General features: G+C 58.1%; 26 protein-coding genes. 17 read left to right on the top strand and 9 right to left on the bottom strand.

Annotated features, from left to right (window positions below; all coding sequences use genetic code 11):
• The first annotated feature begins 29 nt into the window (after positions 1 to 29).
• The 8 genes from F2982_RS29880 to F2982_RS29915 all read left to right on the top strand — a co-directional run bounded on the left by F2982_RS29880 (position 30) and on the right by F2982_RS29915 (position 7,193).
• Positions 30 to 419 carry a DUF4142 domain-containing protein gene (locus F2982_RS29880; protein WP_246777679.1) on the top strand — a complete coding sequence of 130 codons (390 nt, stop codon included), beginning with the start codon at positions 30 to 32 and terminating at the stop codon, positions 417 to 419.
• 181 nt (positions 420 to 600) lie between these two features.
• Positions 601 to 789 (top strand): hypothetical protein, encoded by a 189-nt coding sequence (locus F2982_RS29885; protein ID WP_203431242.1) that lies wholly within the window; start codon positions 601 to 603, stop codon positions 787 to 789.
• Positions 790 to 1,091: 302 nt separating this feature from the next.
• A complete protein-coding gene (locus F2982_RS29890; protein WP_130279568.1) occupies positions 1,092 to 1,292 on the top strand; it encodes a hypothetical protein in 201 nt (66 codons plus the stop codon).
• Between the two features lie 826 nt (positions 1,293 to 2,118).
• A complete protein-coding gene (locus tag F2982_RS29895; protein WP_199629720.1) occupies positions 2,119 to 2,661 on the top strand; it encodes an MOSC domain-containing protein in 543 nt (180 codons plus the stop codon).
• Between the two features lie 63 nt (positions 2,662 to 2,724).
• Positions 2,725 to 3,210 carry a hydrolase gene (locus tag F2982_RS29900; RefSeq protein ID WP_112715766.1) on the top strand — a complete coding sequence of 162 codons (486 nt, stop codon included), beginning with the start codon at positions 2,725 to 2,727 and terminating at the stop codon, positions 3,208 to 3,210.
• Positions 3,211 to 3,422: 212 nt separating this feature from the next.
• Positions 3,423 to 3,641, top strand: a complete 219-nt coding sequence (locus tag F2982_RS29905) for a hypothetical protein (RefSeq protein ID WP_130279569.1) — start codon at positions 3,423 to 3,425, stop codon at positions 3,639 to 3,641.
• Positions 3,642 to 4,565: 924 nt separating this feature from the next.
• The gene (glgX, locus tag F2982_RS29910; RefSeq protein WP_203431243.1) at positions 4,566 to 6,650 is read left to right on the top strand and encodes a glycogen debranching protein GlgX; all 2,085 of its coding nucleotides are present in this window, start codon (positions 4,566 to 4,568) and stop codon (positions 6,648 to 6,650) included.
• Positions 6,651 to 6,776: 126 nt separating this feature from the next.
• Entirely contained in the window at positions 6,777 to 7,193 is a 417-nt protein-coding gene (locus tag F2982_RS29915) for a CBS domain-containing protein (protein WP_203431244.1), read from the top strand.
• Positions 7,194 to 7,335: 142 nt separating this feature from the next.
• Here the strand turns inward: F2982_RS29915 and F2982_RS29920 are convergent, their stop codons facing one another.
• Positions 7,336 to 8,523 (bottom strand): NAD(P)/FAD-dependent oxidoreductase, encoded by a 1,188-nt coding sequence (locus tag F2982_RS29920; protein ID WP_112718974.1) that lies wholly within the window; start codon positions 8,521 to 8,523, stop codon positions 7,336 to 7,338.
• A 136-nt stretch (positions 8,524 to 8,659) separates the two neighbouring features.
• Between F2982_RS29920 and F2982_RS29925 the strand changes: the two genes are divergently transcribed.
• Positions 8,660 to 9,700: a phosphatidylglycerol lysyltransferase domain-containing protein gene (locus F2982_RS29925; protein WP_112718975.1), complete on the top strand. Its 1,041-nt coding sequence runs from the start codon at positions 8,660 to 8,662 to the stop codon at positions 9,698 to 9,700.
• 205 nt (positions 9,701 to 9,905) lie between these two features.
• Here the strand turns inward: F2982_RS29925 and F2982_RS29930 are convergent, their stop codons facing one another.
• From F2982_RS29930 to F2982_RS29945, 4 genes are all read right to left on the bottom strand, one after another.
• The gene (locus F2982_RS29930; RefSeq protein ID WP_112718976.1) at positions 9,906 to 10,106 is read right to left on the bottom strand and encodes a LuxR C-terminal-related transcriptional regulator; all 201 of its coding nucleotides are present in this window, start codon (positions 10,104 to 10,106) and stop codon (positions 9,906 to 9,908) included.
• A gap of 107 nt (positions 10,107 to 10,213) precedes the next feature.
• Entirely contained in the window at positions 10,214 to 11,110 is an 897-nt protein-coding gene (locus F2982_RS29935; RefSeq protein WP_246777680.1) for a magnesium transporter CorA family protein, read from the bottom strand.
• Between the two features lie 321 nt (positions 11,111 to 11,431).
• On the bottom strand, positions 11,432 to 12,184 hold the full coding sequence (locus F2982_RS29940; protein WP_203431245.1) for an exonuclease domain-containing protein: 753 nt from the start codon (positions 12,182 to 12,184) through the stop codon (positions 11,432 to 11,434).
• Between the two features lie 210 nt (positions 12,185 to 12,394).
• Positions 12,395 to 12,661: a YMGG-like glycine zipper-containing protein gene (locus F2982_RS29945; RefSeq protein ID WP_246777681.1), complete on the bottom strand. Its 267-nt coding sequence runs from the start codon at positions 12,659 to 12,661 to the stop codon at positions 12,395 to 12,397.
• A gap of 408 nt (positions 12,662 to 13,069) precedes the next feature.
• On the opposite strand from F2982_RS29945, the gene F2982_RS29950 reads away from it, so the two are divergent.
• The gene (locus F2982_RS29950; RefSeq protein WP_203431246.1) at positions 13,070 to 13,375 is read left to right on the top strand and encodes a metalloregulator ArsR/SmtB family transcription factor; all 306 of its coding nucleotides are present in this window, start codon (positions 13,070 to 13,072) and stop codon (positions 13,373 to 13,375) included.
• 50 nt (positions 13,376 to 13,425) lie between these two features.
• Here F2982_RS29950 and F2982_RS29955 read toward each other — a convergent pair whose 3' ends face one another.
• Entirely contained in the window at positions 13,426 to 14,700 is a 1,275-nt protein-coding gene (locus F2982_RS29955) for a cation:proton antiporter (RefSeq protein WP_203431247.1), read from the bottom strand.
• Positions 14,701 to 14,982: 282 nt separating this feature from the next.
• Positions 14,983 to 15,858 (bottom strand): alpha/beta hydrolase, encoded by an 876-nt coding sequence (locus F2982_RS29960; RefSeq protein ID WP_203431248.1) that lies wholly within the window; start codon positions 15,856 to 15,858, stop codon positions 14,983 to 14,985.
• 246 nt (positions 15,859 to 16,104) lie between these two features.
• Here F2982_RS29960 and F2982_RS29965 point away from each other — a divergent pair, with 246 nt between their 5' ends.
• The 6 genes from F2982_RS29965 to F2982_RS29990 all read left to right on the top strand — a co-directional run bounded on the left by F2982_RS29965 (position 16,105) and on the right by F2982_RS29990 (position 20,763).
• On the top strand, positions 16,105 to 16,980 hold the full coding sequence (locus F2982_RS29965) for an SDR family oxidoreductase (RefSeq protein ID WP_246777766.1): 876 nt from the start codon (positions 16,105 to 16,107) through the stop codon (positions 16,978 to 16,980).
• Between the two features lie 106 nt (positions 16,981 to 17,086).
• Positions 17,087 to 17,230: a hypothetical protein gene (locus F2982_RS29970; protein WP_203431249.1), complete on the top strand. Its 144-nt coding sequence runs from the start codon at positions 17,087 to 17,089 to the stop codon at positions 17,228 to 17,230.
• A gap of 786 nt (positions 17,231 to 18,016) precedes the next feature.
• The gene (locus F2982_RS29975) at positions 18,017 to 18,193 is read left to right on the top strand and encodes a DUF3606 domain-containing protein (protein WP_203431250.1); all 177 of its coding nucleotides are present in this window, start codon (positions 18,017 to 18,019) and stop codon (positions 18,191 to 18,193) included.
• Between the two features lie 3 nt (positions 18,194 to 18,196).
• Complete coding sequence (gene xth / locus F2982_RS29980) at positions 18,197 to 18,997, top strand: exodeoxyribonuclease III (protein WP_203431251.1); 801 nt, start codon at positions 18,197 to 18,199, stop codon at positions 18,995 to 18,997.
• Positions 18,994 to 19,212 (top strand): hypothetical protein, encoded by a 219-nt coding sequence (locus tag F2982_RS29985; RefSeq protein ID WP_148194603.1) that lies wholly within the window; start codon positions 18,994 to 18,996, stop codon positions 19,210 to 19,212. Before xth ends, F2982_RS29985 begins: the two co-directional genes overlap by 4 nt.
• Before the next feature lie 948 nt (positions 19,213 to 20,160).
• The gene (locus F2982_RS29990) at positions 20,161 to 20,763 is read left to right on the top strand and encodes a J domain-containing protein (protein WP_148194602.1); all 603 of its coding nucleotides are present in this window, start codon (positions 20,161 to 20,163) and stop codon (positions 20,761 to 20,763) included.
• On the opposite strand, the gene F2982_RS29995 is transcribed toward F2982_RS29990, so the two are convergent.
• Positions 20,760 to 21,461 carry a DUF72 domain-containing protein gene (locus tag F2982_RS29995; protein ID WP_203431252.1) on the bottom strand — a complete coding sequence of 234 codons (702 nt, stop codon included), beginning with the start codon at positions 21,459 to 21,461 and terminating at the stop codon, positions 20,760 to 20,762. The genes F2982_RS29990 and F2982_RS29995 overlap by 4 nt on opposite strands.
• 137 nt (positions 21,462 to 21,598) lie before the next feature.
• On the opposite strand from F2982_RS29995, the gene F2982_RS30000 reads away from it, so the two are divergent.
• The gene (locus tag F2982_RS30000) at positions 21,599 to 21,814 is read left to right on the top strand and encodes a DUF3072 domain-containing protein (RefSeq protein ID WP_203431253.1); all 216 of its coding nucleotides are present in this window, start codon (positions 21,599 to 21,601) and stop codon (positions 21,812 to 21,814) included.
• Positions 21,815 to 22,058: 244 nt separating this feature from the next.
• On the opposite strand, the gene F2982_RS30005 is transcribed toward F2982_RS30000, so the two are convergent.
• A complete protein-coding gene (locus tag F2982_RS30005; protein ID WP_112719047.1) occupies positions 22,059 to 22,238 on the bottom strand; it encodes a DUF3309 family protein in 180 nt (59 codons plus the stop codon).
• Positions 22,239 to 23,266: the final 1,028 nt, after the last annotated feature.

Here is a 23,266-nt window from a genome sequence, read left to right on the forward strand (position 1 = left end):
TGCAACCACCCTCGCCCGGAGGCTTCACGATGAAAAGACTGGCTCTCAGCCTAGTTGTCTGCCTGATCACGCTTCCAGTACGCGCCGGCGACGGGGAGGGCGCGAAGCAGGATTTCGCGCAAAAAGCCGCGGTGTCGAACATATTCGAGATCGAGGCCGCGAAAATCGAAATCTCCCAAGGGCGAGCGGTCGCCGCTAAGCAATTCGCTCAGGATATGCTGCGGGACCATGGCCGCGCCGCAGGGTTGCTATCAGCGGCCGCCAGAAACGATGGCGTCACCGTTTCACAGTCGCTCGATGCCCAACATCAGCAAAAGATCGACGCTCTTAAAAACAGCGATCCCGCAAATCTCGACCAAGCTTACCTGTCGACACAGGTAACCGCGCATCAGCAGACATACGAGCTGTTTGTGGCCTAAGCGAAAGAGGGTCCTGATGGCCCATTGAAAAACGCGGGTGTGACGATGTTACCCGACCTCCACATGCACCTGACCCGTGTCCAGGGCATTTCTAACAAATAGCCGACAGCCTGCCGCCCACGCCGCTGCCAAAATCGCTCGCAATAGGATGGCTATGCCAATCTTCTGCGGAAACGATAATGTGAACGTCGCTTCTGTCGCCGGGGCAAACGCCTTCTATTTTAGCCGCCGTGGCCAGCCTGCAGCTTCGAGAGCTGGCGCAACCTCTGCACTCGTCGCACTCGGAGCCGCCTTGGCTATCTCCCGTCCTAAAGAAAAGATCGCTCTTCTTCTCGACATCGAAGACATCGCCTTGAAGAAAGCCCGCTGACGATTGGAGATTAGCTTCGTTCATCACTCGTACGCCAGTTCCCCCTTTCAGCATTGCCACATCGATAGGGCCGCCCACATTTCATCTCTAAATCCCCGGGACGCGGGAACTCTTGCACTCTGGGAATGTTCGGGCCCGGTCGCCCGGCACGTCCTTACTTGCAAAGCCTTCTGTCTCCTGGTCGTGTTGGGCGACACCTGTCCAATAGTCTGAGCAAGCGGCGAAAAAAGCGGAACAACATCGCCGCACGCAGGTTAAGTTTGCGAGGCATCTGGGCCTCTTCAAACAATGGAGACTATGTCATGGCAAATCAGGGCGGCTCGCACGAGCAGCACGTAAAGGCAGGCCAGCAGAGCCACAAGAATTCTGGCTCGAAGCAGGCTTCTTCGAGCAAGACTTCCGAGGCTTCTTCTTCTGCCAAAAGCGCCTCCTCTGGCAAGCAGGGCGGCTCGCACGAGCAGCACGTCAAGGCTGGCCAGCAGAGCCATAAGAACAGCCACTGATAACAGCTTGTTCTACGACGAGGAGGCCGCCACGGCGGCCTCTTTCTTTTTTATGCTCGCCTTTTGCGCCATTCCTTCCACCTGACGGTTGCGCAAGTCGCCAGCTATGAAGCCCGTTCTTACCCCCGAGTCTCGGCTGCTGAATTTGCGCTATCAACGACCAATCGTCTATTCGGCGTTCTCGATGTGGAAAGATGCGCCGCGACGAATTTCCTTGCAGGGTCACCCGATCACAGGTCCGATGGTCATGGTGTGAACACAGCAGTCGTTGAGTGACCGCCGCTATACTCCGCCCAGGCAGAAAAGTTCTCACTGATCAAACCATAGGTCAAAGCTTCCGACGGAATCTCGTGCGTCTAGTCGCTGGAACCGCATATCGGGCAAGCCGTGACGACAGACGCGGGAATGGCCCTTCCACTTTCTGTGCGACCGGCAGCATGAAGGCATATTATGCCGGCCCGATGAACCCAGCCGTGGACGTTGTTGGTCCTCCGGGCCTGGCGGCGCAGCTCGCATTTCCACGCCTGGGAAACAACGAGGGCTTCGGCCGTTTAGTCGGCAGACAATCGCTCACGTCCATAATGACCGGCGCTAGCTCCGCGTCGTGAACCAGCTCGACGGTCGGGTCCACATTCTAAGGAAAGGCCTCGCCAAGAAACGGCGAGGCTTTCTCGCTGGTTGCTTGAGTTGAAACAGGGGAACGCTAAGGGAGCAACGTTCCAGCCACCAACGAGAGCGGCAATCGACGCAGCCATCTTAGGTCGTGCTTTACATCCGGGCAAACAACGTTATGAACACGCCACGAACGAATGCGAAGGTTGGCCCTATGGGCGGCGTGGTTATTGCGGTCGCCTGCGACCACCAACATCGATTTTCAAAGATGCTTGTACCAAGGATAACTATGTTGCAAGGCTTGGGCGTTGAAGGCGACGCCCATCTTGGCGTCACTATCAAACATCGCTACCGCGTGAGGACCGATCCAAGCCAGCCGAACCTTCGTCAGGTGCATTTGATCCAAGCGGAACTTCTGGACGAACTGGCCAGTAGTGGCTTTGCCGTCGCTCCGGGCGACCTCGGCGAAAATGTCACCACCCGCGGGGTCGACCTCCTTGCACTTCCTCGCGGGACGATCCTCAAGCTCGGCGCAGACGCGGTATTGCATGTAACCGGCCTTCGCAATCCATGCTCCCAGATCGAAAAGTTTCGCTCCGGTCTTCTCAAGGCGGTTCTGCTAAAAGCGCCGAGCGGCGAAGTCGTCAGGAAGACTGGTGTGATGGCCGTTGTTTTGGCGGGTGGCGTTGTCGTTCCCGGTGATCCTGTCGTGGTCGAACTCCCCCAACCTCCACTTTTTGGGCTCGAGGCTGTGTAAGATTTCGTGCACTGCGGATACGCCGCCCCTAGAAATTCCGGCAAGAGCCTGCAGATAACGCTGATGATCCATTTTACCGCTGACACGCATTTCGGCGACCCGCGCGTTTTGCGCCTCGATCGGCGACCGTTTTCAAGTACAGCCGAGCATGACGCGGCGCTTGTTCGCAGCTGGAATGAAACCGTTGGCCCCAGCGACGAGGTCTGGCACCTGGGAGACGTCATGTCGGCAAACGCGGGTGATTGCACAGTGCTTCTGTCAAAGCTGCATGGGCGCAAGCACCTGATCATCGGCAACAATGACCCGCCGACGACGACCAGTTCTTCCGCATGGGAAAGTGTGCAACACTACGCTGAAATCAGGCATGATGGGCATCACCTGGTCCTATGCCACTACGCTTTCAGGACATGGAACCACATGGGCAGGAAGTCGATCAATCTACATGGCCATTCGCACGGCAGGCTGAAACCCTATCCCCGCCAATTCGACGTCGGCGTCGATGCGCGCGGCCTGCGTCCCGTGACACTCGCGAGCATCTTGGGGCAGTAAGCCCGTCACTTCCGGCGGCGTGGCATTCGCTGAAGATCAGCGCCTGCCAACTTTTATGGCTCTCAAGAATTTCCCTCGGGTTTTGATTGGCCTTGCCAACCTGCCCCGGGCCCGAACATTCCTACAAGAAGATACACACCAGATCCAGACGGACACAAAGGCGATACACCAGCGTGCGATCTGTCGCCGCGATCACCTTTGAGGAATTCAACATGCTTCAGCTCGCGCAATTGGCCGTTCTGGCCGCTTTCGTCGTTTTGTTTGCCGCCTTAAGCCTAGCGGCCTCACCGATGATTTTCATCGCTCACCATCGAATGCCTGTGATGATGGCCGGTATTGCGGCGATGGTCTGTCTAACTTTGCTCACCGCGATCCTGCTTGCGGCATCGTCGGTCCTGGACCGGGTCCGCAAAGCGAGAAATTCAGCTTAGAAGCCGCTGGGCGGAGCTTGATCTCCAATGCCATGGAACCACAACTGAGCTTCCACGTCAGCCTCCAATGGCGGTTCGGTTCCGGCCCTTCCGTTCACCGCAGATGTCCGGTCCAGGCGATTATCTGGTCCGCCGGCATCATGACAGTCTGTTTTCAGCTAGGAATGAGCAACGCAGTAGCAATGGTCAATGTTCTCGAGAGCGTGGAGGGAACAATCTTTGGATCAGGAGGTTCTAACTCGCAGGCAGCACTCGATTCTCCCATCGGGCAACCGCTCTCCGCGGAGGCTGCGACAGCATGCAAACCCCCGGTCTCCTCCCTCCCGGACCGGGGGTTTTCATGTGGGCGCTCTTCGATTTCATCTGTTGTGACCAGGCTAAGCGCTCGCGGCTCGACGCTGTCCTGCTGAGCAGAGTTCAGTCAAATCCTTGAGGCGCTGGCGCTGTCGGGAGAAGCCCCTTAGAACTGGAAGCGCAGCGCTCCTTCTTGTGAAGACTGGCGCCGCCCGTCAGGGACCAAATCTCCAAGTCTGCAATCTGATACAAGCTGGCGCGTCACCGTGGTGCGACATCCAAAGGTGCTGTCTGCAATTGCAATATCTTCCGACCGCTCGCCGGAACGACGAGCGTTGCGACGGCTATCAGTCGAGACACGTTTCGGCCGCCATGGCACGGAGCCTTGTAAACAGCGCTTATCGACGCTGTCTGAGCCCGGTCATCCTTTTATCCTCCCCGACATAGGCCATCGCCCAACCACCGGTCCACCTTGGACGAAGATCAGAACAGGCGCAGTTGGATCCTCGCTCCTCCGACCCAATCCGCTGATGGCCTGTTCGTGATGCAGCGTCGCGATAATTGCCGGACGGAACTGGAACCATTCACGTGCCTCCAAGTTTTCATCGCGCCATTGCTTTGGGGTTTGACATGACAGCTTCTCATAACAGTAAAGACGTGCTTGCCGGCGACTGGACGCGTCTTGGTGCAACCGTTGACAAGGACGGCGTGAATTTTTCGATTTTCAGCGCTCATGCAGAGCGCGTCGAGCTTTGCCTGTTTGACGAGAGCGGCAAGGTCGAGACCGACCGGATCACGCTTCCGGAGTTTACCAACGAAATCTGGCATGGCTATGTTCCTGGCCTCAAAGCCGGGTCGCTCTACGGGTACCGGGTTTACGGACCATATGATCCCGAAAACGGGCATCGCTTCAATCCAAACAAGTTGCTGGTCGATCCCTACGCTCGCGAACTCGTCGGGGACATCCGGTGGGGGCAGGAGCAATTTGCCTACCAGATGGACAGCGAGGACAAAGATCTGTCGTATGACGAGAGCGACAGCGCAGCAGCGATGCCGAAGTGCCGCGTCATCGACACTTCCGCCGCAGAGTGGAAGCATGCGAAACAGCCCCAGATCCCCTGGTCGAAAACGATATTTTATGAAACTCATGTGAAAGGCTTCACCAAGCTCCACCCCGCGGTTCCCGAAGAGCTGCGTGGGACTTACGAGGGCCTCGGACACAAGAAGATCGTCGAGTATATCCGCAGTCTGGGCGTCACGTCCGTCGAGCTTCTTCCGGTCCACTGGTTTCCAGACGATGCGCATCTTCTCGACAAGGGGCTAAGAAATTACTGGGGCTACAACTCACTCGGGTTTTTCGCCCTCGCCTCACGCTATTACGGCCCCCGCGGCATGGCCGGCTTTAGGGACATGATCCGTGCGTTTCATGATAACGGCATCGAGGTTATTCTGGATGTCGTCTACAACCACACCGCTGAAGGCAATGAACTTGGGCCAACGCTGTCGTTCAAAGGCATCGATAATTTCTCCTACTATCGGACGATGCCCGGAGAGCCTCGCTATTATATCAACGACACAGGCACGGGAAATACGGTCAATACGTCGCACCCTCGCGTCCTCCAGTTGATCACCGACAGCCTACGGTACTGGTCGGACGAAATGCACGTTGATGGCTTCCGCTTTGATTTAGGCACAATTCTCGGTCGCGAACCGGAAGGCTTCGACCAGCGCGGCGGCTTTTTCGACGCGGTAGGCCAGGACCCGGTACTGTCTAAGGCGAAGCTCATTGGTGAGCCATGGGATATCGGCCCAGGCGGATATCAGGTCGGCGGCTTCCCACCGGGCTGGGCCGAGTGGAACGACAAGTATCGTGACACAGTACGCGACTACTGGAAGGATACAGACGGCACGACGAGCGACTTCGCCGCACGCATGCTCGGCTCCGGGGACGTCTACGATCTTCGTGGTCGCAGGCCATGGGCTGGCGTCAACTTCCTGACAGCGCACGACGGCTTTACCTTGAACGACCTTGTATCGTACGCGCAGAAGCACAACGAGGACAACGGCGAAGACAATAATGACGGCCACAGCGACAATCGCAGCGACAACTACGGTGTCGAAGGTCCGACCGACGATGAAAACATCAATGTCATACGTGAGCGCCAAAAGCGCAACTTCCTCGCCACACTCTTCCTTTCCCACGGCACTCCAATGCTTCTTGCCGGAGACGAGTTTGGCCGCAGCCAGATGGGAAACAACAACGGCTACTGCCAGGACAGCGAGCTCAGCTGGATTCACTGGGATGATTTGCCCGATACCGCCAATCAGCTTCGCGAGTTCGTTACCAGGCTGATCAAACTCCGCAACGACAACCCGATCTTGCGGCGAGAAAGCTGGCGTGACGGCATGACAGTCGCCTGGCTGAATCCAGGCGGGGGTGAACAGACCGAAGAGCAATGGGCCGATGCCGGAAGCACGACAATCGGCTTGCGATTGGCGTGCGACAGCCAAGCGTGCGAGGGCTTGACGGACGTCATCATTCTGTTCAATCCCCATGATGGTGACATAGAGTTTTCTCTCCCAGATAGCCCTGGCGGCGGCTGGGCTGTCGAACTGGCGACTGACGAGCCCGATCGGAGCGACGAAGACATTGGGGATGCGCAAACCTACGTTCTCGCACCGCGCAGTCTGGTGGTGTTGTCGCCACGCGCCTAGTGCGCCGCGCGTTGCTCCGTAAGCCTGGATCGTGCATCCAGCAGTCCGCTGGGATGCGTATAATCGTTGGGTTTCGGAAAGGAACTTTGGCTTGGCATGGGACGTCCTCGACAAAAGGAGAAGGCGATGCAGGTAAAAGACGTGATGACACGGCAGGTGGTAACGGCCGCTCCCGCTTCGAGCATCAGGGAGGTCGCGAGGCTTATGTCGGAGATCGATTCCGGGGTTATTCCGGTCGTCGACGGAGAAGTGTTCGGTGTCGTGACGGACCGCGACATCGTCATTCGAGGCGTTGCCGAGGGGATCGGATATGATGAGGCGGTATCGTCGATCATGACCGAAGGCGTGGAAAGCTGCCTCGAAGGAGACAATCTGCGAGAGGCGGCGGATCGGATGTCCGAATTGCAAATGCGCCGGCTTCTGGTCTTCGATGATGACGGGAAAATCGTCGGCATTTTGTCTCTGGGCGACGTTGCGGGCATCAACGAAGAACTTGCCGGCGTTGCCCTGGAGGAGATCAGTGACGACGTTTCCGCTCGGTAGGTCAGGAGTGCGTGACGTCGGCTGGCGTCCTGCACCTTCCACACGGGCTGCCTGTTGATGCGTGGTCTGATAGGGGCAGCGCAGTTGCGCCCTGTCGTTGGCTCGACCGCCTCCAGAATGCCTGCTCGGACCTATGCAAAATTCAGTCCTCGGCCCATTCATCCAACCGGCTGACCGCTGTCCTTGGCCTTTGCGGCTCTGCAGCCACGGCTGCCGCAATCTTCCCAGCCTCTCGATCGACACTTCTGAAGTAGCTGACAAGGCCTGGCGTCATCCCCGAAAACCACAAACCCGGAACACTTGATGACACATTGTCGGAACCGAGGATTGGATTACCTTTGGCATCCAGTACGGAAAGATCGCCAAGAGTACATCCCAGTCGTGGGCCGTAGCCGGTCGCTGCGATGAGAATGTCTGGCTCGACAATGTCGCCGCCGGCCAGATAAACCGTGCCGCCAACTACGCGGTCGACCTCGCGGACGACCGCAATCCGGCCCGCCTTTATCGCGCCCATTGCTCCGTCGTCGACAGGGATGGCAATGTGATCGCATCTGAGCCGGGTCGCTGCTCCCCGACCGGGCTTCGGAAAGCCGAAACTTTGAATGTTTCCGAAAGCGAGCCGCTGAGTGAAACCGATCGCAAGGTCGGCAAACGCTGATGGCAACATGTCCATGAGCGGGGACAGTCGATGCACAGCGATACCCCTCAAGCGCTTGGGAAGAACCGCTGACCCCGATCTAACGGAGAGCCAAACTTCTTCAGTATCAACCCGGCAAAGATGGTTCAGGATGTCAAATCCTGAGTTTCCCCCTCCCACAACGAGGACGCGTTTTCCCGCATATTGCTTCACGTCGCCAAAGTCGCTCGCGTGGATGCGTTGGCCGGTGAAGGTTTCAACACCACGAATTTGTGGCCATCGTGGATCGTGGTCCCTCCCTGTTGCAATAACTACATGCTCGGCAAAGACAGGACCGGTGCTGGATGTGATCACGAAGCAAGAGCCGGCCTTGCTGATCCCAGTGACATCTACGTTAAAGCGTATTGGGAACGCATGGCGCTGCGCGAAACTCTCGAGATGGCGCACAACGTCATCTCGCCTCGGAAACGCTGGCGTTCCACTTTGATATTGCAGACCCGGCAAGTGTGACACGCTCCGGTGAGTATTGAGGGTCAACTGCTGGTGGCGCGCAGACCAGGAGGCGCCGATCTTGCCGCCTTTGTCCAAGATAAGACTTTTAATTCCCAACCTTTTAAGGTGATAGGCAACCGTCAGTCCTGCCAAGCCGGCACCGACGATAACGACTCGTTCTACATTCGCTTGCGCTTCCATCCGACAACCATGACTAAAACAGAATACGGGCGCAACGCCGCCCGCTGACGATTGTACGGTATCGGACGAAGGATGCTTTCGCGTTTGGTAACGACTCTAAACTGTGCGCAAGGTGCGTGACCACCAGGGGAACGCAATGCCGAACATCCGCAGGGTCTTCGATGATCTACTCGACCGACGCGTATCTCATATCCCGGACGTTCGATTTTCCGCGAGCCAGAAGCTGGAGCTCTGTCGTAGGCACGGTGACTTCGCCCTCGCCTACTCGACCGCCGTTCAGCGGGACCTGAAACACTTCGGGGACGACGAGGGATATGTCGCCTATGCGACCAAGATGGGCCACACGTTCGCCCTGGGCGATCCCGTTGCACCAAAGAGTGAGCACGAACGATATGTACGAGACTTTGTTCAAGCGGCCGGAAATCCTTGTTTCGTCCAAATCGGGCCGCAAACGGCGGGGGTTCTGTCAACGATGGGATATCGCGTCAATCACATGGGGATCGATACACATTTGACCTTCGATACCCACAGTTTCAGCGGCAAACGGAACGAAACGGTCCGCTATTCCGAGAGATGGCTGATCAAGCAAGGCTACACGATCGCCGAGTGTGACGGCACCAGGACCCAGGCCGACCAGATCAAGACCGTTTCGGAAAGCTGGCGTGCTGGGCGGATCGTCAGCCGGAGGGAAATGCGCTTCCTGAATCGACCCTTCTTTCCGGAACTATCACCGCATATGCGTCGCTTTGTGATCCTGAGCCCACAAGGCGATCCAGTTGCAATCCTCGATTTCGATCCGATGTTTGAAGACGGCGTGGTGACAGGCTACACGGCAGCTTTCAAGCGAAAGCTCGAGGGAACGACACCACATGCCGAGGTCGGGCTGACAAAATTTGCTGCTGACCGTTTCCGCGAAGAGGGACGCGCGCGCATTACCCTTGGCCTATCGCCGCTTGCAGCGATCGCCGCGAGCGGGTTTGCCGAGAGCCGCCTCTGGCGCACCTTGTTCGAGAAGGCCTTCCTGTCTGAAAAGGTCAACACTCATATATTCAACTTGCGTGGTCAGGCGGCGTTCAAGCGCCGGTTTCATGGGGAAGAAGTTCCCACCTACATTGCGTTCAAGAGGCCGACCCCGATAGAGATGATCGCGTTACTCCGCCTGCTCAAAACGCTTTAGTCGTGTCACTCCGCGATGAACATGTGCGATGAGCCGACCGCGACGTGCGATCCCAAGACCGAACCGGTTCAAACCGCTCATCGGATTATCTTCGAATGTCATCCCTGCAATGTCGAATCGAGGCTTATGCGCCTCCCCCTGAAGGTTCGGCGTTCAGTGCGCAACAAGCCAGCACTGCCCGGGTTCGCAAGCCAGCCCCGGCCAGTCAATGTATCACGCCAGTTCTGAACGCAGCAGCCACCAGCGCCGTGTCTTTGTAGACGCAGAACGTGTCCTTCAGTCGATCGATATGCGTGCGCACGGTGTAGACCGATATCCCCAGGATGTCTGCAATTTCCTGGGCGCTCTTGCCATCGCACATCAATGTCAGCACTTCTCGCTCACGCGGGGACAGATGGTATTCCATAAGATCGATATGGTGACTCTTTCGCGCGGTTCACCCTCTGGTCAAAGCTTTTTTGCGAAACAGCAGGCCGTGAGAACATTCCCATGACAGACCACCCTCGGTCGGCATCAAAACCACCCTCTCCGCCAGAACCATAATAGCGGCAGTATGGCACTCAAGGCGATGACCGCCCAGGCAAATGGGTAACCCCAAGTCCAGCCAAGTTCAGGCATGAACTTGAAGTTCATCCCCCATATGCCAGCCATCAGGGTGGGCGGGACGCCCACCACCGATGCGATGGTCAATACCTTGAATATGTCGTTCTGCTCGATGGTGATGAAGCCAAGAACGGCGTCGAGCAGAAACTGTGTCTTGTCAGAAAGGTGGGTCTCATAGTCACTCAAAGAAGCGACGTCTTTGGTAACGGCGTGGAGCTGGTCACGGAATTCGTCCGACAGCATGTCATGACACACATCGAGTGTGAACGACGCCATCCTCCCGACACCGAGGAGAACATCTCTTGCTTTCGATGATCGGTCGCCCAGCCTGCCAACTTTCGAAAGCGCCAGGCGCAAGGTGAAATTGGCGTTTCGAGAGGACGTAGATCCCCTAAGGTTGCCTTTGAAGACCGAACGGGACACGTGGTCGACTGCAGTGGCCAGATGCTCAAGGGCATCTGCACCACGATCGACCATCGCCTCAAGCAGCGCGACAAAAACTCCCATTCCACTGGACAGGCTTTCATCATGTTTTATGCGATCGGCCACCGCGTCGAAAGCGGGCAAGGCTTCGAAGCGTACGGTCACGAGAAAGTCAGGACCGACGATAAACCCAGCTGGCGACAGTTCAGCATGCTCGATGCTGGCGTGGGCAACGACAGGCGCGCTGAGATAGAGCCGGTTACCTTGTTTGGAGAGCCTGCTGGACGCCTCGATTTCGCTCAGCGCTTCCTTTGTCGGAACACGCACCTTCGCCCGATGTTGGACAAACGCTATTTCCTTTTCGTCGGGATCGATCAGGTCCATCCAGATTACCCGACCAGGCAATGTGTCTTGAGGTTGGCCAGCCCTGACAGTTCCGTCAATGTCACGATAGATTTTTAGCACTCTCGGTTCCTCAAAATTCCAGCATATTGTGATATGACACGCATCCCTTTTGCGGCCAGGTGCCATATCGTCGCTCGTGGGTGCTTTGCCCGGTCGTCTCGGTGACCCGTTGCCGAATGTTCGACCGGATGCCTCACCGTTCCTCTCCCCTCAACTTGAAGTCCAGGAGATCATAGCAAGCGCATAATTCCTCTGTCTGGACGGGTCCCGCCATGCGGCCCGTGGCGACCGAAACGAGTGCTAAAGCAGGCGTGGCTGGATGGGCGGCTCTTTTACCGTGGAGGATTTGTCTTCCCTCCGGGCCAATTCCATTTCGGCAGTAAACCGGATGTCGGCGTCTCGATCCTTGAGGAATCCCTGAAGGAGTTGCAAATCGACTTGGCTCCAAGCCTTGCCGCGTTCGGATCCTGCGGGGACGCGGGGCAACAGGCCCGGTTGAGCGCTCCATGCCAGCAACTGCTCGAGTGAAGCTTCATTCAGCATGTCACGCAGATGATGAGCTGTCACATATGCATCTGGCATCGCGCGGTGGGCGGGCAGACCGATCTCGTGCACAAGCCCAACCGGCATGCGCTGGTAACGCAGCATCTGGTTCGAGAACCGCGGCAGATGCGGCCATAGCCTCAGGGCGCACTTCCATGTGCAGATCCACGGCGCCCCTGCGCAAAGCCGGGGCGTGCAATAGCGTCGTTCGAAGGCGGCGCGATGTGCAGCAAGTGCCGCGACTGGTTGCCGCGGCTGAAGGACGGAAGCTGCGGCCTGCTTCCACAGAGGCGCGCCGATCACGTCTCGGTCGAGGATGTGATGGATCGCCATTGTTTCCGGCGATATGGGACGACCTGGGTCAACCAGGAACGAGCCGCGTTCGGCATCCAGCCCCCAGCGTCCGTCTGGCGCCTGGACGACGTCCTGCCAGCCGATCTCGCATACATCGTTGGGGCCGTTTCCCGCGGTCTCCAGGTCAATGACCCGAACTCTCGCTGCCTCGGCCACCTGCTCACCTCTCGCAATTTCCGACGCGTCGACATTAGTCCTGCCCACCCTGCTCGCGATCCAGCAGCTAGGCGGCTCCAGAGTGGCTTCAGCTTTTGACCTGCGAATCTAGCGGTCCTGGTTTTCTGCGCAGTTGTTCGGGAACCAATTTCTCGCGAGCGAGCAACGGTCCCCGTACAAGCTGGAGCGGATACCGAACGACCCGACGGCCTAGCGGCACCGCGCCTCGTACTTGCGGCCATACTGATCACGATAGATGCAATAGCCTCTATGTTCGGTCGAACGGCCGATCAAAGCGCCTGCGACGCCACCGGCAACTGCACCAACCGCGGCTCCTCCCCAGCTATTCGTGACGGCTCCGCCGATGACGGCACCCGTTCCCGCGCCAATTGCGGTCCCCTTCTCGGTGGCTGTGCAAGCCGTCAACATCGGCAAGGTCGCGGTGAAAGCCAAAACAAGTGATAGGTTTTTGAACATGACGAGTTTCCTTGGTTGTCCGCAGCCCCACGACGCGAGGCGTTTGGTCTCCCTCAAACCGCACCAGTCAGGTTTTGTTCCGTCCGCGTCGTCGCATCGGACCAAGGTCCGACCTCTGCCTACCGCAGGCATTGTTTCGATGCGCGCCTTCGCAGAGATCGATTCGATCATGAGTGAAGTCGCCGCAACGGGTTTGTCTCGACGTCAACGCACCCGCGCGCGCCAATTAAGGGCGAAACGCCGATGTCGGTATTCTTGGAGATCTCGCCAAACACCCTGCGCCATTTGATTCTAGCTTATCGTGCGGCACGAAAAACATAGCGTTGTTAGAATATTTAATTGCATTGCCTGAGAGCCGATCTACACTGGCGGCGCCACGCATCGTGACCAGCATTCTCGGATCCCTCGATGACCTTAGAACCGGACGACGCCCTTGAGGACAAAGCCGCCTTGCTGTCCGCGATTGCTAACGAAAATCGCTTGAAGATACTGCTCGTTCTGGCCCACAAGGAGATATCGGTCGGTGACCTGATGCTTCATGTGGACCTCTCACAGTCGGCGCTCTCACAGCACCTGTCCAAACTGCGCGCGGACAAGCTGGTAAAAACGAGGCGGAGCGCTCAAACGGTCTTTTACCGGACCGACGACCAACGGATCCTCAGTTTGCTGCGAGCCCTCGACGAGATCTTTGGATCCCGCCCGCCGGGCGCGTAGATTTCCGGTGATCGGGGTTGCGCCCAGCTGGCAGCCCGGCAAACAGGTAATCAATCGGTCGCGCCAGGCGTTGGCGCCGGCTTCATCTTGTGGACGCCGCGTCGCCGGTCGATCCACCGCATCACCGGCGTCACCGCAATGCCGTGCAGCACAATTGACGCAAGGATAATGACGAGAACTGTTGCCCATATTGTCTCTATTCCTTCGAACTGCACTTTCCCGGATGCGTAGGCGAGATAGTAGATCGATCCTAATCCACGGATGCCGAACACTGAAACAATCGCCTTCTCCGCAACGGAATGCCGGCAGCCCATCAGGCTGATCCAACCCGCCAGCGGTCGCACAAGCGAAAGGGTCACAACAGCGACCACTGCCACTCGCCAATCCACCTTTTGCAGAAGCGATCCTTCAGCGACGATTGATCCGAAGCAGACGAGCAGCACCATCATCAGCATTCGCTCTATTTGTTCGCCGAAATCGTGAAGCTCGCCATGAAAGCTGCTGTGTCGTTCGACACTGCGCAACGCCAGCGCAGCAACAAACACCGCCACGAACCCATATCCATGGACGAGTTCGGCGATCGCATAGGCCACGCAGGTGAAACCGAGCGCTGCAAGCCCGTCGCCAGTTCGTGCGATCCGGCTTCGTTCCGGAACCTTAAAGGTGAGGTATCCAAGCGCGCGGCCGACAATCCATCCCGTTCCGGCGCCCACGGCGAGCTTCCAGACAACGTCGACAGCCAGCCAGGGCAAGACCCAGTCCGAATGACCGGCCGTGCTGCCGGCGATTGCCATCGCCGCCATTACAAAAGGAAAGCTCAGCCCGTCATTCAGGCCGGCCTCCGACGTCAACGCGAAACGGATGTCGTCTTCCTCACCTGTCTGCGGCGGCCCCACCTGAACATCTGCTGCAAGAACAGGATCGGTGGGTGCGAGTGCTGCACCGAGTAAAAGAGCAGACGCTGCTCCAAGACCGAGGACGCTCCACCCAAGAAGCGCGATCGCGGCAATCGAGATAGGCATGGCGATCCCCAGCAATCTCCAGGTGATCATCCATCGTGCCCAACCGAGCGGCCGGTCGATCTTCAGGCCAGCCCCCATCAAGGCAACGACGACCACGAACTCCGTCAAGTGCTCGGCCCATTTTACATTCTCCAGCGGGTTGAACTGCGGCAGAGGCGTGAATGGAGACCAGGCGAGTGCCATTCCGATGGCAATGCAGCAGATGGGCAAAGAAAGAGGGACCCGCCTCAGCGCCATGGGCAGCCAGGCGGTCAACAAAACCACGGCGCCGAAGATCAGGAGCGTAACGACGTAGGTGTTCACTCCGGTCATCTCTCCCACGCGGGTATGATGGCGGATCCAGCCGCGACGTGCTTGTCTGCATCCCGGGCTGCATCGAAGACCTTTGCGAGCTCCAACGACAGCTTTTGATGCGCTGCGTCCCTACACTGGCTCATGAAGCGGCGCTTGATCTTCCCCTCAGGTCGCCGGGCGCTCGGGCTGCCACTGCGCGGTTCGAGATCGGCGTCGGAAGTTTTGAACATGAACATGGTCCCTTCGGCCAACAAGATAAACGTCGACTGCAGCCTACCTGTTCCTAGGGCCCTATTGCTCAAGGAATATGGCAAGTTCTCGCGCTACGGTTTGCGGATCCTCGCGTTGCGGAAAATGTCCGACATTCTGAAGAATGATCCTTTCAAAGGGGCCCGAGAACTTTTCGTGCAAGTGTTCGGAGAGCTCAGGCGGATTGACGCCATCTTCCAGCCCCTGGAAGTAGACCGTCGGCAGCGAGAGCGACTGTGTCTGCCTGACGCGGTCTTCAAGCCATGCGCTTTGCGGATCGGGCTCGGCTTCCCCCCAACGAACCCTATAGCTGTGCAGCGTGACAGCGACCCAGTCCGGATTATCGAAGGACTTCGATACCGAGGCAAAAGTTGCCTCGTCAAACCAGCCGTCAGGCCCCCAGTTTTCCCACTGGATGCGGGCAAAGCCATGCGGATCGTCATGGATCGCCTCAGCTCCGCGCTTCGTCGCCATGAACCAATGGTACCAGTATCGCTCGGCCTGCCGAAATGAAGGGGTCTTCAAACCGCCCATGCGCGGCAGCGACGAAAGCAGCGCCATCCGGTCGACGCGCTCGGGCCAGCCAATGGCGAGGGCTTCGGCGATGTTTGAGCCCCAGTCGTGGCCAACGACGGAAAACCGCTCAATGCCCAGGCCGTCCATGAGGGCTATGGCGTCCATCGCAAGGGCGCCACCGTTCGCGCTGCGCAATGCACTGTCGTTGCGAAATACGGTCGGACCGAACCCCCGCAAGTATGGCGCAATCAGTCGAAGATCCCGGTTCCCCAGCAGCGACGTGACAGACGACCATGTGGAAGCGTCGTCGGGCCATCCGTGAAGAAGGAGAACCGGCTGGCCATGACGCACTCCAGTTTCGTCGAAGACTATTCGCAGGCTGTCCGTTTCAAGGTGCGGCATGATGGTACTCCGGTTCAAGGACGCAACACCATAAGAGCACTCTTGGTTCCGAAGCAGGGAACCTCGCAGCGTTACCTAAGTTGGTGGGCGACCGAAGCCGCGAACGCTGAAAGAGCTGTCATCACACCCAAACACTCCGTCCCCATGACCCGGCGATCGGTGATTGCTGCGGCAAGCGTAACGCTCGCAGCCTCGGCTTTCCAAGGCTTCGCCTGGTCGGCCTCGAACACGCAGGAGAATGCACAGATGGACGATCCTACAACAAAGTACCCGAAACCGCCATTCCAGAAGCAGAGTCAGCCATTTCCAGGCCTTGCCGGCAGGATGGTGCCCAAGCCCGATCACGGGGAGGCTTCCTATAAGGGTTCTGGCCGTCTTGCGGGACGCAGGGCGCTGATCACCGGGGGCGATTCCGGCATGGGTCGCGCGGCAGCCATCGCTTACGCCCGCGAAGGCGCTGATGTCGCCATCAACTATCTTCCGGATGAGGAGCCCGATGCACGGGAGGTGATCGCGCTGATCCAGAAGGAAGGCCGTAGAGGCATATCGCTTCCCGGCGACCTGCGGGATGCGGCCTTCTGTGAAAAACTGGTAGAAGATGCGGTGGGTGCACTCGGCGGCCTCGAGATACTGGTCAACAATGCCGGCCGCCAACAGCAAGCAAAGTCGATCGAAGAGATCACCTACGAGGCGTTCGACGCGACTATGAAAACCAATATCTACGCAACCTTCCTCCTGACAAGTGCAGCGCTCAAGCACATGCAGCCAGGTTCCGTGATTATCCAGACAACCTCGGAGCAAGCATATGATCCTTCAGAGAACCTCGTCGACTACGCCATGACCAAGGCCGCGATGATGAATTTCACCAAATCGATGGCCAAGCAGCTCGGCCCCAAAGGCATCCGCGTCAATGGTGTCGCGCCCGGCCCAATCTGGACTCCGCTGCAGGTCAGCGGGGGCGCCACGATGGAAAAGCTGGAAAAGTTCGGAGGCGACACACCGATGGGGCGCCCGGGACAGCCGGCAGAACTGGCGTCCATCTACGTTCAGCTCGCAGATCCTGAGGCCAGTTACGCCACCGGACAAATTTATGGCGCAGCAGGCGGCGGCGGGCAACCGTAAGAGAGCGGCTTAACGCCGATGCGGACCAACAGACACGCCATCCAAGCGCTCCATTGTACGGCAGCAGCGATGTCGATGCGAGAAATCTCATGATGGCGAACAATCGATGACGGGCATCGGCTCGAACATGAAACTCGGAGAATGTGTCGTCGTGCTGATCACAGTCCCGCTGGGAAATGCCGCGAGTGGACTTGGCGTATTGGGCTTGCGAGGGTTGGTATCCGGTGGCGAAAAAGATCTCGGCAGGTGAGCCATCTAAGGAAGAGGTTTTGGCCATCCGAGCGACAAGGCGCAGCAGCCGGCACCGTTCCTGCCATACGCCCATCGCAACGTCCCGCATTCACGCGTGATCGGTCCGTCTCTAAACTGCGCGAGATAAGCAAGCGGTTAGCCGACAGAGTGCGTCGAGGAGGCCGTGGAACGGGAGCAGGATCGCCGGGGCAGTCACGGGCCTGCCCGAAGAACGCTCGCAAGCCGCGACAGCTCGTCTGCCTCGGCTCGCTCGATGCCGATCATATGGTTACCGGCATCGCTTGATCGGATCCAGCTCGCCCACTTTCACTTGAAGCGCCGCTATACCGCGGTTCTGCGAGTGCTGTATGATGAGCAGGATAAAAGGGTGACGAGGCTTCCGATCATGTTGGACAACATGCACCATTCCTTCGGCAGGCCGCCAATCCATCCACCAACTGACCAGACCGTCACAGCGCCTAATGCCCCCGCCAAGACCAATCGATGTCCCGTCAGCCAGGCGACGGGTTGCGAAATAATGAGGAAAAGGCTTCGCGTTTGCATGCGTCAGAAATGGCCTACCCGGCAAATCGGTTCCACGGCCGGGGTTGCTTGCAGCCGGAGCCTTAGTATCCTGCATCCGCATCTGCAGCAACAACTGACGCGATGGCTGTGTCTGTCCCGCCCCAGGTTGTTCGACGATGATGGCTGCTCCATCCTTCAAACCATCATGCTCCCGGCCCATGGAACTTACTGATTCTTTGATCGTTTCTGCATACCGAGGCAATAAATCTGGAGACTGTCCATGGCAACCACTTCGAGGGGACGTGCTCAGGACCGAGAAAGAGTAGCGGGCGGTCAGGATTACGAGGTTCGATATGAAGCAAAGAAGCAGGGCGTTTCTGCAGACGCGGTTAAGAAGGCCATCAAGAGCGCTGGAAACTGTCGCAAGAACGTGGAAGCAGACATCAGTCGCCGCTGAGCCGTGAAGATCGCGACGTATAATGTCAACGGCGTCAACGGCCGGCTGGAAGTCCTCCTACGGTGGCTGCAGGAGGCGGATCCCGATATCGTTTGCCTGCAAGAGCTCAAGGCGCCGCAGGATAAGTTTCCCGTCAAAGCCATCGAGGCAGCTGGCTATGGCGCCGTCTGGCATGGCCAAAAGTCCTGGAACGGTGTGGCGATCCTTGCCAAAGGACAGCACCCGCATCTTACGAGGAGAGGGCTTCCAGGGGAGCCGGCTGACGAACACAGCCGGTATATCGAGGCCATCGTCGACGGAATGGTGATCGGGGGTCTCTATCTTCCCAACGGCAACCCCTATCCAGGACCGAAATTCGACTACAAGCTACGTTGGTTCAAGCGTTTGCAGGACTATGCCAGGGAACTGCCGGAGCTGGATGTTCCAGTCGTGCTTGCCGGCGATTATAACGTCATGCCAACGGAGTTGGATGTCTATAAGCCGGAGCGCTGGACGAATGACGCGTTGTTCAGGATCGAAGTGCGGCAGGCCTATGAGGATCTTGTTGATCAGGGCTGGACAGATGCCCTGCGCCATCTCTACCCGGGCGAGCGCATCTATACATTCTGGGACTACTTCCGAAACGCTTTTGCCCGTGATGCGGGTCTTCGGATCGACCACGTCCTCCTGAGCCCTGGGGCGGCGGACCGTCTGTCGGCGGCGCAAGTCGATAGAGACGTGCGCGGTTGGGACCACACAAGCGATCACGCGCCCGTATGGATCGAGCTCAGCGACAAGATCGTAAAGAAGAGGAGGAAATCATGACCGAGACATGGAGAGCGCGGTTGCGCGACCGGCTGGAAGATTTTGTCGACACCTTCGTGGTTGCCGGAGCGAGGCATGAGGATGTCTTGCGGGCGATCGTCGAAGAGGTCGATGAGCTGCGGATGGCGCTTGATCGTGACCCCGACCCTGCGGAAGATGGCAGTGCGGTGGTCGAGGAACCTGCAAACGACTGGCCGTCCGCTGACAAGAATTGAACCGTGGCGGCCAGCTGTCGACCGCGCAAAGCCTCGGCTGCGGTGCAGCAGTGGGTCCAACGGTCGCATCGACGTGTTACCATATCGCCAATCCTGACGGCACTTGTTCGACAGGAGAGCTGGGCCTTCATCACCGTCGCGCCTCCTGGCGCGCGCATTTGATATGTCGTTGCGTCTGCGTCTCCTCAGCCGATGGTCTGCGCGCTTGATAGGCATGGTTAGGCGATGGGATGTTTCAAGCATTCGGCAGGCGCGGCAAGCAGCCGATTGAACCTGACGAAATCTCCATGGTTCATGGCCTCATCAAAGATTACTGCGGCAAAAGAGCATTGGAGACCGAGTGCCGGGAGGCTCTGGAAGCAGGGAATGGGACACCGGTCAGCACAGACTGCGCCCGCTGCTCAGCGAGAACGACAAGAATTGCTCCGAGCGTTGCTGAGGATGGCCTACAGTTCAAAGGGCGAGATCTCTTCGGAGGGCCGGTCCGCTACAACCTACCGGTTGGTGAACTACGTCTTTCGGATGAATTGCCCTACAGCTTAGAGCTGTTACTTTATGTCAGCTGGGGTAGTAGAGTAAGATGATCGAGACCCCTGCATGTCAAAGGCTCGTCGTACCGGAATGCGACGAGCCTTTTCTTTTATCCATTCTCCGGCCGAGCCCGCCGTCTTTCAGTGTCCATAGCACAATGATCCACGACGAGAGGACGCCAGGGATGTGAAGAGAGCTCGAACCTGGTCCTTCACCCGAACAGACCGGTGCAATCTCGTTTGCGTTCAAGAACGTCACCGCCGGCCGCGAGAGCGGAGGTCAAAGGGGGAGACGAGGTCGTAACTGCCGGCCGAACCGCCGTCACACTATGCCTTGAGGGCTCGCGAGGTTGCCGTCAGGATACGATGATCGATCGCACGCTTGCCCTGCACAAAGTGTTCGCCATATAGCAGTCCAATGAGCGATAATAAGATCTTCGTTGGCATCCGGCCAACACGCAGTGGACGGCGCAGCGCAACTCAGGAGCAGACTGGCCCTAAGTGTCAGTGGGAAGGGTGCGAAAGCGCCGGCACTCACCGCGCACCGGTTGGGGGCGCCGCCGATGGGCTCTACCTGATGTTTTGCGCTGGACACTCGAGACAGTACAGCAAGGGCTACGACTACTCGCCAGGCAAATCAGACCCCGTCGTCGCGAGATATCAGCTCGACGCCGCCGCTGGCAGAATTCCGGCGCGTGGCGTCAGAACAAATCACCAGGCTTTGGAGACGCCACTGCCCTCGTCGATACCCTCGGGTTCGGCAAAGTCACTGAAAGCGCGCGGAAAAGCCGTCCAGCCGACCGGCACTATTTCGTTGCGAAAGCTGAGGCCACTTGAAGCCCAGGCCTTTGACACGCTCGCGCTCCCGCGTGATGCCACCGCAGACGACATAAGACGTCGATATAAAGAGCGGCTTAAACTCGACCATCCGGACGCCAATAGCGGGGATCGGCAGTCGGAGGATCGCCTTAGGGCCACGATCAATGCCTATAGAATCCTCAAAGGCAGCGGCTTCTGTTAGGATGGCTCGCGGAGCTGGCGCATCGTCATTGCGTTTTCGATTGCAGCGCCCGAAGCTGTATTGTCGAAAACGCACCAGCTGTCCGACGCCAGCAGATCGCAGAATGAACGGATTTCCTCCTTGCTGTAGCTTGAACAGTAAATTTTTGGCGTGCCATGCAGACGAATGTATCTTGGTCGCCTGTCAAAATCGTTTGCTGGCCAGACCGGCGCAGGATCTGCAAGAACACGGTCCATCGCATATGTCTTTAATAGATCCAATGCCTCGCTGCACGAAAAGCTCGCGTGTCGTGCCTCAACAACAACCGGTCCATCATCGGCGTCGCGCATTATCCTGAAGGCCGGTGCGAGCACCTCAGCATTAAAGGCAAGCGACGGCGGCAGCTGGCAAAGAAGAGGTCCGCGCTTTTTGTCCAATGGTGCGATATCGCCAAGGAACGTCTGGAACGGCGCAGCGATGTCTCTCATCGCTCGCTCGTGAGTGACCTCCTTCGGAAGCTTTACCGAGAACAGGAATGCATCCGGTACTGCGTCGACCCATCGCGCGAAGGTGGACGGCCGGTGTCGGCGGTAGAAGGTCGAATTGATCTCTACGCCGTCGAAGATGGAAGCATATCGTGTCAGGGCGCTTCCTTCTTCAGCGAACCGATCGGCGTTTTTCTTTGGAATGGACCAGCCTGCCGTAGCGATGGTCGGCAAATCGATGTCCTCGCAGCTGACAATCATCAAGGCGAAACGGAGCAGACCTGGGCCTGGTTCCACGCCAACCAACATAGATTGGAACCACCGCGCTTCCGGAACGTTTGGGGAACGACTTCAGTTTTCAGGAGATCGGCATGCGTGAAAATTCAAAACCGGACAGTTCGTCGAACACACAGAAGGACCCGGACGACTGGGTGAGTGGCGACGAGCCAATGACCGGGGCGCAAAGCTCCTACCTCAAGACCTTGTCGGAGCAGGCCCACCGCTCTGACGCCTTCTCGGAAGACCTGACAAAAGCAAAGGCCTCCAAGCGGATCGAGGACCTACGCCGCTCACTCGACCTGGAATGACGAAGGGGCGCGCCGGCGCACAAGGTGCTTTCGACGCGGCTGACTTGCGTCGGGTGCAAACGGCATTGGCAACGATCGACTATCGTGCTCTGGAGGTCTCGCCGCCGTAGCCGTCATGACATCGAAGTTCAACGCGATCGCCATCGGCCGGGTCTCATTAGGGCCATGCGCGCCGCCTCTGCTCGATCGAATTGTCCAAGGCATGGGGCGGGTGGCGACCTCTGCCGCCACCCAACCTGGCAGATCACACTGGCGGGGCAGCGCCTCCATGCAGCGCACCAAGCAGCCAAAGTACCAACAGGATGACAACGACAAGGCCAAGCACGCCCCCCAAGCCGCGCCCGCCATATCTGCCATGGGCGTAGTAGCCGCCGCCGCCGCCGAGGAGGAGTATAAGAACAATGATGATTATGAGTGTTGTCATATGAGCATCCTTCGTCATTGATAGTTTTGCCATTACGGCACTGCAATCAGTTAGTTAGGGCCCAGAGTCCTTATGTCTAGGTTGCCTCCAACTTGATGCGCGAGCGAATCGGGCTCGCCTTACAAAGCCGTTCTGATAGGAGTGGCAGCTGACCCTCAAGCCTCTTGATCGCGGTGGCACCGACGTTATTTTGTCTTCACAATGGATCATTTACGCTACCAAATCTCGAAGAACCCGTTTGATCGGAATTATTCCGTCATCGACATATTTACGGGATGGCCGGCAGAGTTTCATGGCGTCACGCTCGACTGCTTGGACGGACCAGAAGCCGACCGGATGGTCGACGTCCTCAACTTGCAGGACTTTGACCGCCGGGGGCAGTTGCGGCCATTGCGGTAGTGCCTAGCCCACCTGCCGCTTTCAGACTGCGTCGCAACACCCCGGCAGCGAGTGACGGCATACCGGGGCGCTGCTTGACGGGCTAGACCGACAGAATGCTCACCACCTTCATTCGTGTCATTCTTCGCTTACGGCGCTTGCAGGAACATTCGCGCCGATCGGTCGGATTGCCTCTTCGCATCCCACGCGTCCTCTACCGAGACCACACATCGGAAACGATCCGTCATGTCACGACGTCCGCCTTCCATCCCGTCGCAGGTCGACGTTGATGTGGGCGCGCGTTTGCAAAGCCGGAGAAGAATGCTGAAAATATCTCAGCCGCTCTGCCTGAGAAGCTGGCCATTGTGTTTCAGGACGTGCAACAATACGAACTAGGTCGGACCGGATTGGGTTGGCCGATTGCAGCAGTTGCGGGCATACCCGGGACCACTCCGGTAGTGCCTTTCGGTGAAGAAATATCCACACTGACGATCACGACGCTGCACTTCTTGCAGTCAAAGACCCGCCGCCTCCCCAAGAGGCAGGCCCGCTGAATAAGCATTCGTCATGATCACAAAGCCTGTTCGAATTGATCAAGACCCTCGCCGGCGAGGCTTGAGCAGCAGAACCGACATTGTGGGGTGCCTCCT

The sequence above is a fragment of the Rhizobium sp. BG4 genome (assembly GCF_016864575.1).
Lineage (GTDB): Bacteria > Pseudomonadota > Alphaproteobacteria > Rhizobiales > Rhizobiaceae > Rhizobium.